The sequence below is a fragment of the Vibrio sp. 1CM23M genome (assembly GCF_023161755.1).
GTDB lineage: Bacteria > Pseudomonadota > Gammaproteobacteria > Enterobacterales > Vibrionaceae > Vibrio > Vibrio coralliirubri.
Genome location: NZ_JALNTR010000003.1, coordinates 123,319 through 139,374 on the forward strand (window position 1 = coordinate 123,319; position 16,056 = coordinate 139,374).

Annotated in this window: 13 protein-coding genes; 8 read left to right on the top strand and 5 right to left on the bottom strand. The window is 43.4% G+C overall.

The annotated features are described in order from the left end of the window. Positions 1 to 157: 157 nt before the first annotated feature. Both hcp and MSG35_RS11550 read left to right on the top strand, forming a co-directional pair. Positions 158 to 1,819 carry a hydroxylamine reductase gene (gene hcp / locus MSG35_RS11545; RefSeq protein ID WP_248338596.1) on the top strand — a complete coding sequence of 554 codons (1,662 nt, stop codon included), beginning with the start codon at positions 158 to 160 and terminating at the stop codon, positions 1,817 to 1,819. A gap of 120 nt (positions 1,820 to 1,939) precedes the next feature. Next, positions 1,940 to 2,995 (top strand): hybrid-cluster NAD(P)-dependent oxidoreductase, encoded by a 1,056-nt coding sequence (locus MSG35_RS11550; RefSeq protein ID WP_248383975.1) that lies wholly within the window; start codon positions 1,940 to 1,942, stop codon positions 2,993 to 2,995. 239 nt (positions 2,996 to 3,234) lie between these two features. On the opposite strand, the gene MSG35_RS11555 is transcribed toward MSG35_RS11550, so the two are convergent. Then, positions 3,235 to 4,671 (bottom strand): glyceraldehyde-3-phosphate dehydrogenase, encoded by a 1,437-nt coding sequence (locus MSG35_RS11555; RefSeq protein ID WP_050621730.1) that lies wholly within the window; start codon positions 4,669 to 4,671, stop codon positions 3,235 to 3,237. An 893-nt stretch (positions 4,672 to 5,564) separates the two neighbouring features. Here MSG35_RS11555 and MSG35_RS11560 point away from each other — a divergent pair. Further along, positions 5,565 to 8,129: an ATP-binding protein gene (locus MSG35_RS11560; protein WP_248384363.1), complete on the top strand. Its 2,565-nt coding sequence runs from the start codon at positions 5,565 to 5,567 to the stop codon at positions 8,127 to 8,129. A 32-nt stretch (positions 8,130 to 8,161) separates the two neighbouring features. Here MSG35_RS11560 and MSG35_RS11565 read toward each other — a convergent pair whose 3' ends face one another. The 3 genes from MSG35_RS11565 to MSG35_RS11575 form a co-directional block, all read right to left on the bottom strand. Further along, positions 8,162 to 8,398 (bottom strand): hypothetical protein, encoded by a 237-nt coding sequence (locus MSG35_RS11565; RefSeq protein WP_048608901.1) that lies wholly within the window; start codon positions 8,396 to 8,398, stop codon positions 8,162 to 8,164. A 164-nt stretch (positions 8,399 to 8,562) separates the two neighbouring features. Then, complete coding sequence (locus MSG35_RS11570) at positions 8,563 to 9,189, bottom strand: D-Ala-D-Ala carboxypeptidase family metallohydrolase (RefSeq protein ID WP_050052414.1); 627 nt, start codon at positions 9,187 to 9,189, stop codon at positions 8,563 to 8,565. Positions 9,190 to 9,387: 198 nt separating this feature from the next. Further along, complete coding sequence (locus MSG35_RS11575) at positions 9,388 to 9,702, bottom strand: DUF496 family protein (RefSeq protein ID WP_004730049.1); 315 nt, start codon at positions 9,700 to 9,702, stop codon at positions 9,388 to 9,390. A 195-nt stretch (positions 9,703 to 9,897) separates the two neighbouring features. Between MSG35_RS11575 and MSG35_RS11580 the strand changes: the two genes are divergently transcribed. The 5 genes from MSG35_RS11580 to luxQ all read left to right on the top strand — a co-directional run bounded on the left by MSG35_RS11580 (position 9,898) and on the right by luxQ (position 15,102). Beyond that, a complete protein-coding gene (locus MSG35_RS11580; protein ID WP_048659067.1) occupies positions 9,898 to 10,098 on the top strand; it encodes a hypothetical protein in 201 nt (66 codons plus the stop codon). Positions 10,099 to 10,154: 56 nt separating this feature from the next. Further along, on the top strand, positions 10,155 to 10,811 hold the full coding sequence (locus tag MSG35_RS11585; protein WP_248383976.1) for a YceH family protein: 657 nt from the start codon (positions 10,155 to 10,157) through the stop codon (positions 10,809 to 10,811). Next, positions 10,812 to 11,126, top strand: a complete 315-nt coding sequence (locus MSG35_RS11590; protein ID WP_050621727.1) for a GIY-YIG nuclease family protein — start codon at positions 10,812 to 10,814, stop codon at positions 11,124 to 11,126. Between the two features lie 308 nt (positions 11,127 to 11,434). Continuing rightward, positions 11,435 to 12,529: an autoinducer 2-binding periplasmic protein LuxP gene (locus MSG35_RS11595; protein WP_122082712.1), complete on the top strand. Its 1,095-nt coding sequence runs from the start codon at positions 11,435 to 11,437 to the stop codon at positions 12,527 to 12,529. Further along, entirely contained in the window at positions 12,529 to 15,102 is a 2,574-nt protein-coding gene (luxQ, locus tag MSG35_RS11600) for a quorum-sensing autoinducer 2 sensor kinase/phosphatase LuxQ (RefSeq protein WP_248383977.1), read from the top strand. The genes MSG35_RS11595 and luxQ overlap by 1 nt, the downstream gene beginning before the upstream one ends. A 118-nt stretch (positions 15,103 to 15,220) precedes the next feature. On the opposite strand, the gene MSG35_RS11605 is transcribed toward luxQ, so the two are convergent. Continuing rightward, complete coding sequence (locus tag MSG35_RS11605; protein ID WP_050650724.1) at positions 15,221 to 15,880, bottom strand: PilZ domain-containing protein; 660 nt, start codon at positions 15,878 to 15,880, stop codon at positions 15,221 to 15,223. Positions 15,881 to 16,056 lie beyond the last annotated feature (176 nt).

Consider the following 16,056-nt stretch of genomic DNA (forward strand, 5'->3'; position numbering starts at 1 on the left):
TATATGTAGTCATAATCACGCACTAAAATAAGGGGATAAAGTAAAGGTCAATAAAATCAATGAGTTAAAAGTTGGCACGCTTGATGCTCTATAGGGTTTGGAATAAGTCACTGTAAGCAAAGTACTTACAGTTAACAAAAATTACTGGAGCCCTTATATGTTCTGTATTCAATGTGAACAAACAATTCAAACCCCAACCGTAAAAGGCTGTTCTTTCGCACAAGGTATGTGTGGTAAAACTTCGGAAGTATCCGACCTTCAAGACGTGTTGGTGCATTCTCTTCAAGGTGTTTCTTTTTGGGCCAATTTAGGCCGTGCGTGTGATGTTATTGATACTGAAATCGACGAGTGGGCGCCAAAAGCGTTTTTCGCAACATTAACCAACGTTAACTTCGATCCTGCTCGTATCATCGAATTTGCACAGCAATCTCATGAGTTTAAGCAGCGCTTAGAACAACAGGTTCGCGCAGCAGCGACGTTGATTGGTTTTGAGATCCCAGCGCTTTCTGCTGCTGCTCAATTCGATCTTCCAACGGATTCTTCTGAGTTATTGGCACTAGCCCCTCAAGCGGCGGTAAACCGTGGTCACGACTCTCAACACGAAGATGTGATTGGTCTTCGCCTACTTTGTCTTTACGGGCTAAAAGGTGCGGCAGCATACATGGAGCACGCACGTGTTCTTGGTCAAACTGACAATGCCATCTTTGCTGAATACCATGAAATCATGGCTTTCCTAGGTACGGATCCATCAGACCTAAAACAACTACTAGATACGTCTATGCAGATTGGCTTAATGAACTACAAAGTCATGGAAATGCTGGATAAAGGCGAGACAGATACATTTGGTCACCCTCAACCAACAACCGTGAATGTGAAGACGAAGAAAGGTCACTGTATCCTTGTTTCTGGTCACGACCTGCATGATCTAGAAAAGATCCTTCAACAAACGGAAGGCAAGGGCATTAATGTTTATACCAACGGTGAGATGCTACCTGCACACGGTTACCCTGAACTGAACAAGTACCCACACCTTGCGGGTAACTACGGCAGCGCTTGGCAGAACCAGCAAAAAGAATTTGCGAACTTCCCTGGTGCGATCGTAATGACATCTAACTGTCTGCTTAACCCTGATGTGGGCTCGTACGCTGACCGCCTATTTACGCGTAGCATCGTAGGCTGGCCGGGTGTTGCTCACCTTGAAGGTGACGATTTCAGTGCAGTAATCGATTGTGCTCTTGCGCAAGAAGGCTTTAAGCATGACGAGATCGAGCAAATGATCACTGTCGGTTTTGGTCGTAACGCCTTGATGGAAGCTGCACCAGCGGTTGTTGAACAAGTGAAAGAAGGCAACATCAAACACTTCTTCCTAGTGGGTGGTTGTGACGGCGACAAATCTGAGCGTAGCTACTACACAGATTTCACAGCGCAAGCGCCAGAAGACTCAGTAATTCTGACATTGGCGTGTGGTAAATTCCGTTTCAACAAAAACCAATTCGGCGACATTAACGGTATTCCACGTCTGCTCGATGTTGGTCAATGTAACGATGCTTATTCAGCGATTCAGCTAGCTCTTGCGCTGTCTCAAGAGTTTGATTGTGGCATCAACGAACTACCGCTAACACTTGTTCTTTCTTGGTTCGAGCAAAAAGCGATCGTTATCCTGCTTACTCTGTTTGCTCTTGGTGTGAAAGGCATCTACACCGGCCCAACAGCACCGGCTTTCTTAACAGAGAACCTACTAAAGATTATTCAAGACGAGTTCGACATGCGTTCTATCTCAACGCCAGAGCAAGATCTTAAAACAATCTTAGCGGCTTAATCTAAGCCAACTCCTAAGCCCCGTTGTTGTGACGTTTTTCAAAAACAGACAACGGCGGGGCTTTTTCGATTTAAATCCTTAGTCATTTAATCATCTAGTCATTAGCAAGGTACACGAACTATGTATGCATGGTCGGATAGCGATTCAATCAATTTAGTGTGTTTAAAGAAATGGCATGAGACGCCAGATACGGTCAGCTTTGAGCTTGGCAGCATTCCACAAGACTTACATTTTAATTTTAAGCCAGGGCAATTTATTACTCTGGGTTTAGATATGCCGACGAAAACGGATTACCGTGCTTATTCAGTGGCTTCTTGCCCGGAAGATAACCGTCTGAAGTTGACGGTCAAGCGTGTGGAAGGTGGCTTGGTTTCGAACTTTATTGTTGATGAGCTTGATGAAGGTGATGAGGTTTCAGTGTTGAAGCCGGCAGGCTCGTTTAACTGTATTGATTGCATGCCAACGGCAACAAAGAAAGTAACGCTAGTGAGTGCAGGCTGCGGTATCACTCCAGTGATGGCGATGGCAAAGTATTGGTTGTCTCAAGACAGTGACATCGAGATTGATTTCGTCCACATGGCACGCAACAAGCTTGAGACTATCTACTTTCAAGAACTTCATCAGCTCGATGAATCACATGCGAATTTCAACTTAAAACTTCTGTTAAAAGACAACGAAGGAACAACCGCCCCTCAAGGTCGTTTAGATAAAAACTGGTTGGTGAAACTGAGCCCAGATATCTTAGAGAGAACCGTTTACCTGTGTGGACCTGTCGGCTTCATGCAAGATATTGAGAGCTATCTGAAAGAGCTTGAGTTCAACATGGATAACTTCTATCAAGAAAGCTTTACTCCTGCTACTCAGAATGCTCAATCAGAAGCGTCAAACGCCGAAGTTGCTGACGATACGAATAGTGCAGTTAAGGTATTAGTGCCTGCGTTCGGGGCTGAAGTTGAAGCGGAAACTGGCACACCATTGGCGGATTCATTAGAAAAAGCAGGCGTTCCAATTATTATCGCTTGTCGCAGCGGGATTTGTGGCTCGTGTAAATGCAAAGTGACCAAAGGGTCTGTGGAATCAAGCAGCCAAGAAACATTGACGCCAGAACAGATTGAACAGGGCTACGTGCTCGCATGTTCAAGTTCGATTCAGTCAGATGTTGAGGTTGAGTTATAACAGACGTGAAGCTGTGCAAGAGTGATGAAGACAAGGTCTTGTCATCGAGATAAAAGTTAGAGTGCTAGATGTAAAAAGGCCACCTAGATCAGTTAGAGAGAGCAGATCTAAGTGGCAACCCTTTTGTTTATACGGGGGAGTAAAACAAAAGGGGTTGCGAAGCCCATACAGACTTCGCAGATATAGTTATTATGTTGTGGAGCTTGTTGCGATGGACGTATCTACAAGAGCGAAGTTAATTAAACTTCTGGGTATGTCTTGTAGCGTACACCCATCATCTGTTCCATACAGTGAACAACTTGGCAGCTGTAGCCAAACTCGTTATCGTACCAAATGTACAGCACGGCACGGTTGTCTTGTGCGATAGTCGCCACACCGTCAACCACACCTGGGTGACGAGAGCCAACCAAGTCGGTAGATACAATCTCAGTCGAGTCTGTGTAATCAATTTGTGCAGACAAAGCAGAAGACAGCGCCATTTCACGCAGGTACTCGTTCAACTCTTCTTTGTTTGTGCCTTTCTCAAGGTTTAGGTTCGCTACTGCCATTGAAACGTTTGGCGTAGGTACGCGAATCGCATTACCTGTTAGCTTACCTTCCATTTCCGGCATCGCTTTTGATACTGCTTTAGCAGCGCCAGTCGATGTCAAAACCATGTTCAATGATGCAGCACGACCACGACGATCACCCGAGTGGAAGTTATCGATTAGGTTTTGATCATTGGTAAATGAGTGCACCGTTTCGATGTGACCAGACAGCACGCCAAACTTGTCGTGAACCGCTTTCAATACTGGAGTGATTGCGTTAGTAGTACAGCTTGCTGCAGAGATGATGGTGTCTTCTGGCTGAATAACATTTTCATTTACACCAAATACCACGTTCTTGATGTCGCCTTTACCAGGCGCAGTCAGTAGCACTTTCTTCGCACCGTTACACGCAACGTGCTGGCTCAGGCCTTCCGCGTCACGCCATACGCCTGTGTTATCAACCACAAGTGCGTTTTCAATTCCGTAAGTCGTGTAATCCACTTCTTCTGGTTTGTTTGCGTAGATAACTTGGATGAAGTTGCCGTTAACGATGATCGCTTTGCGTTCTTGGTCTACAACAATGCTGCCGTTGAATTGGCCGTGTACAGAGTCACGACGAAGCAGGCTTGCACGTTTTTCTAGGTCGCCATCTTTGCCGCCACGTACAACGATTGCACGTAAACGCAGTGGGTAACCCGGGCCACTTTTCTCGATCAACAGACGAGTGAGCAGTCGGCCAATACGACCAAAACCGTACAATACAACGTCACGAGGCTCTGTCATCGCATCGCCTTCAAGCGATTCGATAAGCGCAGTTTGTAGGAAATCATCCAACCCGTGTGTGTCTTCGCGATCTTGCCAGAATGAATGCGCAAGGCGACCAACATCAATACGACATGGAGACAAGTCCATAGAGAGAAGGTGTTGAATGATAGGTTGAGTCTGTTCTGCTGTAAGAGGAGAACCAGTGTAACGTTTTGCGATGCGGTGAGCTTTGATGATGTCGATAGTTGTCGCGTTAACTAAGGTCTTACCAAAGAGGATAACTTCTACGCCTTTTTGACGGTATAACTGACCTAAAGTTGGAGCGATGGATTCAGCAATGGTTTGACTAGTTTGCCAATCTAGGAGGTGCTTTTCGGGACTCATCTTTACTCGGGACCTTTCACGTTAAGTTTCTGCATTCATGGCGGTTGTAGGGAAGCCAATCAGCATAGGGGATTTGAGGCATCAGGCTGTGGTCTTTATTGCCACTTAAATGTGCTGATATACCTTGTGTGTAACTTGTAATTTTTATGTGGCAGGATTGTAAGGTACGACGGGTTATTCTGCTAGGAAAAATAAACGCAGACAAAATATCTGTAAATTGGCTTTATATTAGCCATAAATCAAGATTTGAACGTCAATAAAGACTATTGACTTTAACAATCTGTAGCACTTATTTTTCGTCAAAAAATACTCAATTCAAAAGATAATATGTAATACAGGTCATATTGAACATTAAAGGTGTGATCGCTAACTCAAGTTACACGTAAACAGTAAACGACAAATAAGGGAATCAGCGAGTATTGTTGTTCGACCTTTTAATAAGTCTAGTTTGAGCGTGAAAAGTGCATTACGCAAACGATTGGATGTCACAATTTTAACCTAACTATCCGCTTTGTTAGCGCGCAGAGTCATTATTCACAGTCTAGTTGAGCCGCGAAATGTGGCCGTTCACTTGTTATGCGCGTGATAATAACTGGAGAAAACATCTTTTGTTTACATTTTGCTCTCTGAAACCTCGCTTGTTTAAACCAGTCTTAATAAAAGCACGCCTTTCCGCTTTAAAGCTCTTTTCTGGATACCAGTTGGCTTTAATTTTTCGTTCTGGGCTCAGAGTATCGTTTGTTCATATCCAATTTGATCAATAACCCCCTGTTAATGTCCTATTCTTAATTTGGGTTAGGTAAATTACTTTCGGGAAGGGAGTAGTTATAAAAATGATAAATATGTCAATTAGATGGCGTCTTATTTTTCTTTCCACGGTTTCTGTACTCATTATGTTCGGGTTTACAGTGAATGAAGTGCTTAAGAACGATGAGAAGATGAATCACCTTGAAACAACGCGTATTAAGGTCGAAGCGCTTCAATCTTTTAATACGGTATCAAGTGATGCTTATCGATGGTTGGTGCTGTCTAATGACTCCCCTGAGAAAGGTCAGTTACTTTTAACGTTGCAATCAGAACTGGATAGACTGACTCAGTATGGAATGCGACTTCAACAGTTCGACAGCAATTGGAGTATTGATCCTCAGTTAGCTGAATTGAAAAAGCTGTTGATGACCCTAGCTAGTACATCTGAAACCAGAGACAGCAGACAATCGACAGAGCGCGCTTTCGACTTATTAAAAGACGTGCTAATGGATCTGTCTGAATATCGCATGGCCTTAGTCGATGAAAATATTGGTCAAGCGGATGCGATGTTCATCAATCTTACGCATTACGTGTTTTGGACTCAGAGAGAAGCGTGGTTAAGTTTCAGTTTGTATCGCTCGCCAGAGTTTAAAAACCAATACTTGCTGAGCTATGTCGGTGCACTAGAGAGGCAGCAACAGCTATTAGATACCTTTTTCCGTTCGGATACGCGTTCTCCAAACATTAGACAGTTGCTAAACGCTGTCGCCAAAGATGAATTCCAAGACAAGTTCACATCTCGGATCCTCAAAGGGGACTTTTCATCACCCGAAATATATCAACACTTGAAAAGCTTAGAGCTTAAAAAACGGGCGATTTCAAAAGCGATTGGCGCTTACACCAATCAAATACAGTTTGAACTGACCAAGAATATCGCGTTGCAGAAAAGGCAAACCTTGGTCATGACGTTGCTTATACTCATCGCATCTGGTGTTTTGATGTGGCTTGGGGGGGCGACATCTCTGCGCTTAAACAGAAACCTGTCGATTATCTTGAAAGGTGTGTCGGAATGCGCTGATAGCTACGGCCAGCCAAAGGTGATTCGTATCCAAGGGAACGATGAGCTTGCCGAGTTCACTGAAACCCTAAATCGAGTGATGGAACGCAACTATCTGCACAACAAAGAGTTGATAACAGCAAAAGAAGACGCGATTTCGGCTAACAAAGCCAAAAGCGCATTCTTAGCCAATATGTCCCATGAGATACGTACACCACTCAACGGGATCATTGGCATGGCTGAGATCTTATCTCAAAGTCAACTGAGCCCAAATCAACAAGAAGTGTTAGGAGATATCGAATCGTCTTCTCACTCATTACTGGTTCTGCTTAATGACATTCTTGACCTGTCCAAAATCGAGTCGGGCAACTTAATGCTATCGCCACACAACGCTGATCTGAGAGAGGCGGTTTACGACTCAGTAAGTGTGATTTTATCCAAAGCGATAAGTAAGGATATCGAACTCGACATCAATATCGATTCCCAAACTCCACCGCAGCTGTTTTTCGATGAGTACCGTGTGAGGCAGGTGCTGACCAATTTGCTGTCTAACGCCATCAAATTTACGTCCAAGGGCACGATTACGACGGACATTGCATACACACCTATGTCTTTGGGTAGAGGCAAGCTTGAATGCAGTGTGTCTGATACTGGAATTGGGATTGAGCCAGAGAAGCTAGAGTCCATATTTGAACCTTTCACTCAAGAAGATGGCAGCATTACCCGCCAATTTGGTGGTACGGGGCTAGGGCTTGCGATTTGTCGACAGCTTGTTGATTTGATGGGGGGCTACATTACCGCGCGTTCAGTGAAAGGAGAAGGTTCTACATTCACGTTTTGTTTGTATGTCGATGTTGTAGAAGCGCCTGTTCAAACTTTTGATAACCTGAACCGAGCGACCATCATCTCGAACTCTTTCAATTACCTCGATCAGCTTGTCAAAGAGTGTGAGCGTTTGAATGTTCGAGCCAATGTGGTGTCATCCATTGCTGCCCTTAGTGAAAGTGTCAAAGAAAGCGACTTCATACTCTATTGTCATACCTTGCACCACTCTATGGAAAAAGATCTTGCGACGTTGAAGGCGATATATCCTCTTGCTCGAGTCATCGTGTGTCAGCATCACCTATTTAAAACGAACCTAATCAGAGAAACAGTCCACTCGACTCATACCTTGCCATTTTTGGGCCGACGTTTCTTAACCAGCTTACAATCTCTCGATGTGGGCGAAGAGCAAACGCCTCAAGTGGTAGCAAAAGATGAAGAGGTTCGCTCTCTGAATCGATGCATTTTGATCGTAGAAGACAATCTGATGAATCAAAAAATAGCGAGCTTCTTCCTTGAGCAAGCGGGTTATGAATATTTGATTGCCAGTAATGGCCAAGAAGCGGTGGATGTCATCACCCAAGGAGCTCAGTTTGATGCCATTTTGATGGACTGCATGATGCCTGTTATGGATGGTATAACGGCGACTCGTGCGATTCGTCAGTGGGAAGCCGATCAACAAGTCACACCATTACCCATCATAGCTTTAACCGCCAGTGTTCTAGAAGAAGACATCAAAGACTGTTTTGAAGCCGGTATGAACGCCTACTTACCGAAACCCTATAAATCTCATCAGTTGTACGATCTTTTCAGTAGCCTTGATATTGTTTAAGGGCTCCTTTATCAAGGCTAACGCGACGCTACTTAACGAACTTCCAATCCAAGGTTGTATTGTGCAAGGCAACGACCGACATAGCTGATTTTCAACAAGGCCGCGACTAAGATGGTGCTGATGTGGGCGACGATTTGAATTGGCAGTGAGAAGTGATCGGCCATTGGATAAGCAACGATAATACTGAGAAGCATAAGCAAGGTTGTGATCGCTAGACTAAAGTTTGAAACAGAAAGCAGAGTTTGAAAGCGTTGAGTCATCGTCTTCATATTGAATTCCTAATTGCTATTAATAATTATGATACTCGTTATCAATAGCAATTAGCGTTCCAGTTTTATTTTAATCATTAAATCAACTAGTTAAAGTGTCCTGTTAACTGTATGAGTCATAATGACCTTAGTGATTGTTGTGTCTTTATGACTCTCTGGTGTGATTACCACTGTCTGAATCCGCAAGTATCGATGTGGAATCGAACACCAGAATACAACCCCAGCCCAACGTTATTTTTTTGCCCAAATTCAGCATGAACTTTTTTAAGTTTCACGTGCAGATCTTCGCGAGTAATATCATTCGCAGGAACTAAGTCTAAGGCGCAGAATTCCAAGTGTTTACTTCGCAGTGCGCCGCCAGCTTGTTGATTGTAGATATTGGTTCGCTCTCCGGACACAGGGATAACAACGCCAATTTCAGGCTCAATATATTGTTGTATGTACTTAAGGGTATTGATCATGTTTGGCACATGTTTCTTATTGGGAAGGGTGAACAGGGTCGTATTACTCATTGCCCAATCCGTGCCTTGCAACAAGACTAAATGCAGAGGCATGCTCTGAGTGATGCCGTTGTCTTTGAGTTGTTGACCGATCGCTTTGACTTGATCTTGGGCGTGGTTAAGGAGCATCCAACCTCGAAATGCTGATCGGGTCGGAACCTTGTAGCCATGAACATCGACCACGAGATCGTCATAAGTGATTTCGGTTTCTTCGGTATAAAGTTTCTCAAATTTTTCAGGGTAAGGTTGTGTCGTTGATAACGCCAAGGTAATCAGAATACTTCCGTACATAAAGTCTCTCCATCGCTAGTGTACACTCGTTATTTAGTTTGATACTGCTGTTGAGTTTCATTCATTTTGCTTAGGTACGCTTAAGTCTAGACGGTTAGGTTTAGATGCTTAAGTATAGACGCTGGAGTTTAGGTACAAAAAAACCCACTACTAAGAGTGGGTTACTAACATTGTTACAAGTAAATTAGCGAGGTTAGATTACTTCTTACCTTGAGTTTGCTTGTCTTCTTCTGTCAGTTCACGAATGCGACGGCTGATGTCACGGCGAGCTTTAGAAATCTCAGCGCTCTTGATGATGTGGTCATCAACACGGTCTTCGTAGTCAGCTTTCATATTTTTGATAATGCCCAGGATCTCGTCGTGAGTCATCTCTGGCTTGATGTAATCAAGTAGGTTATCAAGAAGGTCGACACGCTTACGGTTGTCACGAACTTTCTTTTCGTTGTCTAAAAGTTCACGCTTAAGTTTGTTCTTACGTCGTGCTTGGTTAACAATTTCAAATACGCTGCTCATAGATTCCTTTTCCTATTCGTCAAATACGTTGTCTGGTTCTGATTAAAGCACATCAATTGATGATGTAACAGTCTTTAGATCAAAGCAAAAGTAAGGTTGTTTAATTATTCGTCACTCTCTCTAACGTGTGATTGTTTTTATCTCGCGGTTCAAGTTAGTATCCTATGTAGATACTGCATTGATACGATATGTGAAATGAATCAACAACAATTGGAAACAGAAGATTTGGGTGACGATGTTACTGAATCTTCGGCAGAGCAGAACAAGCTTCGTGATGCGTATGTACAAGAGCGTACTTATTTGGAAGTCGTGGAAATAGAGCTAAACCGTTCTAAGATCATAATGATTGATGAACAGGGCAGAAAGAAACGAGTACCAATTTTGTCTGAACACTAGTTACTGCATTGTTAGGTGTTGAGATGGAATTATCAAAATAATAAAAAGGAAAAACGATGAACACAGTACTTTCCCCAATTGAAGCGAGAATTATCGGTTGTTTGATCGAGAAAGAAGTTACTACTCCCGATCATTACCCACTGACACTGAACAGTTTAACCACGGCATGTAATCAAAAGAGTAACCGTGAACCTGTTCTCTCTCTTTCTGAGTCAGATGTTTTAGATGCGGTTGATGGCTTAATCGGACGTCGCATGGTGAGCGATGAGAGCAGCTTCAATAGCCGTGTTAATAAGTATCAGCATCGTTTCTGCAACACTGAGTTCGGTGATCTGCAATTTACAGAGCAAGAGCGCGCAATCATCTGTTGTATGTTACTGCGCGGCGCGCAAACACCTGGTGAACTTCGTACTCGCACGGGTCGCCTTGCAAACTTTAGTGATGTGAAAGAAGTAGAAGTAACATTAGATAAACTCGCTGCAAGAGAAGCAGGTGCCTTGGTGGTCAAACTACCACGTGAAGCGGGTAAACGTGAATCACGCTACCAGCACTTGTTGAGCGGTGAAGTGGATGTTGAAGCGTTTGCGACGGCATCAATAAGTGCGGCTGCACCCTCTGCAACGAGTGAAAAGTTTGAAGAGCTTGAGTCTGAAGTAGCAAGCCTACGAGCAGAAGTGGCAGAGCTTAAGGCTCTGGTTGAATCACTGCTTTAAATGTCAGACGTTGATAAAAATGCGGATTGGGTCGTGTATTTGATCCGCAATCGCCACAATGCCCTTTATTGTGGCGTAACGAACAATCTAGAACGTCGATTTGAACAACATCAAACCGGTAAAGGCGCCAAAGCTTTAAAAGGTAAAGGCCCGCTTAAGTTGGTTTGGAGTTTTGATGTCGGCTCAAAAAGTGAAGCATTGAAAACCGAATACGCGATCAAGCAATTGCCCAAATCCCGCAAAGAAAAACTGGTATCACTCAAACTGATTATTGAGTGGCAAAAAGACAAAATTCAATATATCGAAGTCTCATAATTCATAGCCAAAATGTTTGTTATTGATTAAATCTTAATAATGTAAGGGGCTATAATAATTCTAGCTAAGATTATGAATTTAAATGGTAATTACTCTTACCATGAATGGTCTGAAATTATGAATGAACACGTTGTTGTTAATCTCCATTCCAAATTAACATATCGCTCATTTAGAATGTCGTTCTAATTAGTGTTAGACGCTATCATTTATCATCGTTGTCCTACATAATATCCATTAGCCATACAAAGAGATGGTGTCATGCTAGGTTAAAAAATGAGCCAAAGTAGCTCATACAAAACGAGAAAAATATGAAACGTTTACTGATGTTGTTTGGACTTGCCGTATTTTCTGCGTCCGCTCTCTCCCATGGTACTCATGTCCTCAATGGGTACTGGGAATACCAAGATTATCTTTCCACTTTTCCAGAACAAAAAGCATTGACCGATAAAATGGTCGAGGCTGTACAAAATCACCCTGTGCCATTGAGAAGAATCCAAGACGAGCCGATCACGATTTCCGTGGTGTATCCGGGTCAACAGATCTCGGATTACTGGGTTCGCAATATTCAAGCTTTTGAGAAGCGTCTCGATAGGCTGAAGATCCGCTACCAAATAAATCAAGTGTTTACCCGTATTAATGCCGATCTCGCGCAGCAGAGCATTTCATTGCAAGAAGCGATTGAAAACAAGACGGATTATTTGATTTTCACGTTAGATACTACGCGCCACCGCAAGTTTATTGAGCACGTGTTGACCTCTACGGACACCAAACTGATTCTTCAAAATATCACTACGCCAGTGCGAGCTTGGGCAGATAGACAGCCATTTATGTATGTGGGCTTTGACCATGCGACAGGCAGCTTAAAACTGGCGGACTATTTTAAACAAGTAAGCCCACCAGACAGTAAGTATTCTGTTTTGTATTACTCACAAGGTTATATCAGTGATGCGCGTGGAGATACTTTTATCCATGAAGTGAATTCGGATACCAACTTTACCCTTAAGTCTTCGTTTTACACAAAATCAAACAAAGAAAGTGGCTACCAAGCGGCTAAAATCAGCATAGAGAACGATAAGGATCTAGACTTTATCTATGCATGCTCAACGGATGTCGCTCTCGGTGCAATGGAAGCGATTCGCGAATCGGGCCAAGACATCTTAGTGAATGGTTGGGGAGGCGGCTCTGCTGAACTTGAAGCCATTGCAAGGGGAGACTTAGATGTCACTGTCATGCGTATGAACGACGATACGGGCATTGCGATGGCAGAGGCGATCAAGTGGGATCTAGCCGGTTTGGAAGTACCTACCGTTTACTCTGGTGAATTTGAAATTGTGACCAAGGAAGATTCCCCAGAACGTATTTCAGAACTTAAACAGCGAGCATTTAGGTACTCAGGTCAATAATGAAGAAAAGCTACGCCAGTACACCTAGAAACACTTTAGCTAGACTCATTACGCGTATCGTTATTTTGGTGATAGGCGTGATGGCACTTGGCGTGCTTATTCATAATTATGAAACCAGCAGTAACATCGTACAGCAAGAGACGAATCGAACGGTTCAGCAAACCTCAAGCCTGATCCAAAACATGTTTGATTATCGTTTGTCGGTGCTGCAAATCCATCAAGACAGTAGCTCACACAGTGAAACTCTCAGAGAGTATTTTGATACGGGTAATGACGAGACTCTGAGCTACTTTTTCTTTGGTGTTGACCAACGTGAACCGGACCATGCGCCAGATTTACGCTTTGTCTCTACCCACGATGGTTTGGCTTGGGAAGACGGCAACGGTCAATTCTATGGTTTAGATGAGTCTAACTTAAAGCATATTTCTGATGAGGTTTCGTTCAGCAGTAATTGGCATTTTATTAAACTGAGGACAGATATAGGTAAGCGTCACTTGTTGGCTCGCCGTACCCCCATTGTTGATAACGCTACTGGGGAAGTGCTTGGACAGCTCTATATCGCCATTGTGCTTGATAATAACTTCTCTTTGGCTGAGTCAATTCAACAAGGCAGTAACTGCGAAAATATCGTTATTGAAGCACACGGTACACCGGTGACATCGACATTCAGTGGGGATGAAAGCTACACCATTACTGACATCCTCAATTATCAAATGTACGAACAGTTGCCGCGTCATTTCGTCACCATCGCAACCATTAAGATCAACGCGGTTGAAACTCCTTTAATCATTCGAGCTGTTCAAAAGAACAATAACTTCATTGCGTTAGAAGAGAATTATCAGCGCGCGATCATCGTGGTGATTGTGGTGATCATATTGATGTCTTTCTTTGCGCGAACTTGGATTCAAAGAAGGGTCGCTGCTGAGCTAGATAAGCTGATGGATTTCACTCGCTCTGCAAGTGACGGCGAAGAGTACAACAAGTTTGATGGCTCTAACATTTTCGAATTCCACCATATTGGTTGCACCCTTGAAGACACCTTTGAGCGCTTATCGGAACAGAATCAAAAGTTCCAAGATCTCTTTAACTTTGCTCATTCACCTATCTTGGTTTGGTCTGAAAAAGGCGACTTAATTCAGATGAACCCCGCCGCTCGTATGGCGCTGTTCGATGCTGATGACAACTATGGTCCAATCGCTCAAGAGTTTGAGCATCGTATGCTGCCTAATATTCAAATGGTGGTTCAAGGCTCTAAACTGACGGGTATCAACGTACCCATTGGTGAAAAGGTGTTTCGTTGGAACATGTCTGCTATTCGTGTGGAACACGGCATCACAGGTGTGGTGGTACAAGGGCAAGATATTACTAAGCTTATCGAGGCGGAAAGACAGGCCGATCGAGCAAGAGAAGAAGCTGAGCATCTTGCGAACGTGCGAGCAGACTTCCTAGCTAAGATGAGTCACGAGATTCGCACGCCGCTCAACGGTATCCTCGGTGTGTCTCAGCTGCTCAAGCGCTCTATGCACAATGAAGATAACCGCGAGCAGGTGGATGTACTATGTAATAGTGCGGAACATTTACTGGCGGTACTTAACGATATCTTGGACTTCTCAAAAATTGAGCAAGGGCAGTTTAATATTCAAAAGAAAGACTTCCGTTTGGGGGAGTTAGTTAATACCTTAGACAGCATCTATCGCCCACTGTGTGAAGATAAATCCGTCGAATTTACCATTGTGAATCACTTGGTTGATGACATCGAAATCAACACCGATCAGGTACGCCTCAACCAGATCATGTTTAATCTGTTGAGCAACGCCCTTAAATTCACTCATCAAGGCGGTATCTCTGTCAGCTTTGAGCTCGAGAGTATCTTTAACTCTGATCACGCCAGCTTAATCGTTCGAGTGCAAGATTCCGGAATTGGTATTGATGAAAGCAAAATTGATGCTATTTTTGAACCTTTTGTTCAAGCTGAAGAGACCACGACACGTGAATATGGCGGTACTGGTTTAGGGCTTACGATTGTAAAAAATCTGGTCGATATGCTGGAAGGGGACATTCAAGTTCGCAGCGTTATAGGTCAAGGCTCAGAGTTCACGATAGAAATTCCAGTGGTCGTACACGCCAAGCCGCTATTAGTCGATGCTAAGCAACAAGCTGAGGTTGAGCCAGAGGCGTTGTTTAGTCGACCTTTGAATGTGTTGCTGGTGGAAGACAATCACACCAACGCCTTTATTGCGCAGGCTTTCTGTAAGAAATATGGCATGGTCGTCACTTGGGCAAAAGATGGCTTAGAAGCGATTGAGATGGCTAAGACGATAACCTATGACTTGATCTTGATGGATAACCAACTTCCAAATCTCGGTGGTGTTGAAACCACTCAGCAACTTAGAGATGAGATTGGTGTGTCAGCTCCAATTTATGCGTGTACCGCTGATGCTCAAGAGTCAACAAGGGACAGCTTTATGGCAGCAGGGGCGAATTACGTGATTGTAAAACCGATTAAAGAAGAGTCGCTCCACCAAGCGTTTGTTCATTTTAAAAACTCATACTGGAATGACACAGAGCACTAGGCTTTAACTTAGTGCTCTGAACGGACTCTATTAAATAGGCGTGGCTAACTGGTTGTCACCACACAAACCTTGATGAGTCTGTCTTTCTATGGAGTCTGTCTTTATATCGAGTCTATCTTTATATAGATCCTGAGACAAAGGCTTGTTCCAACAGTAGCGTTTTTAACTCATCACTCATATCTAGGTGTTCAGGGAATTGGATACCTAACAGCCAGCCTTGTCTTTGCCTTTTCTTACTCACCACTTTGTAGACAAGATCGTCACCTAAGTACTCATTTAAGTCAGAATTAACTTTTATCTTCCAGCCGACATCAATATCTGATTGCTGGGTAAGATAGATACCGCAGCCTGACGCTGAAAAGTCGACCAGTGTGGCATCCAGCGACAAGGTATCAAAAGTGACTTCACAGCTGAGACGTACTTTATACCTTTCGTGTTCACGAATAGGCTTGGTTGCAAAGTTTGAGGGTGGGCGAAGGAAGATTAGATGTGCTGGAGAGGTGATATGAGCCAGTACATTGGTTTTGAACGCGACAATGTGCCCAAGTTCGGTGTCGGTAATCGCACGAACAATAATATCAACGTTTGTGAGCTTTCTCAGCGTCAGTGCTTCTGTCGCTTTTTGCGTAAGCTCTAGGATAAGGTACTGATCTTCTTTGTGTCCGATATAAAGCGTACTGATCTGGATTGAGTCGTCTGGGCCAAATTCCAATACACCTGCTGTTTTTGTACCTGGCTTTAGGTATCTGAACAGTTCTAAGTTTTTATCTTTATGCATATTCGTTACTGAACAATGTTAATCGTTTGATAAAATAATATAACGTCCTGATAAAACTATGTCATTAGTTTCATTGAAGTAATTAGCAGCGTACAACAAAAAAGGAATCGTTATCTCAAGTAAACAACGGCTTACTCTTGTCGTAAAACAAGATACACTGCTGACAGATATATACT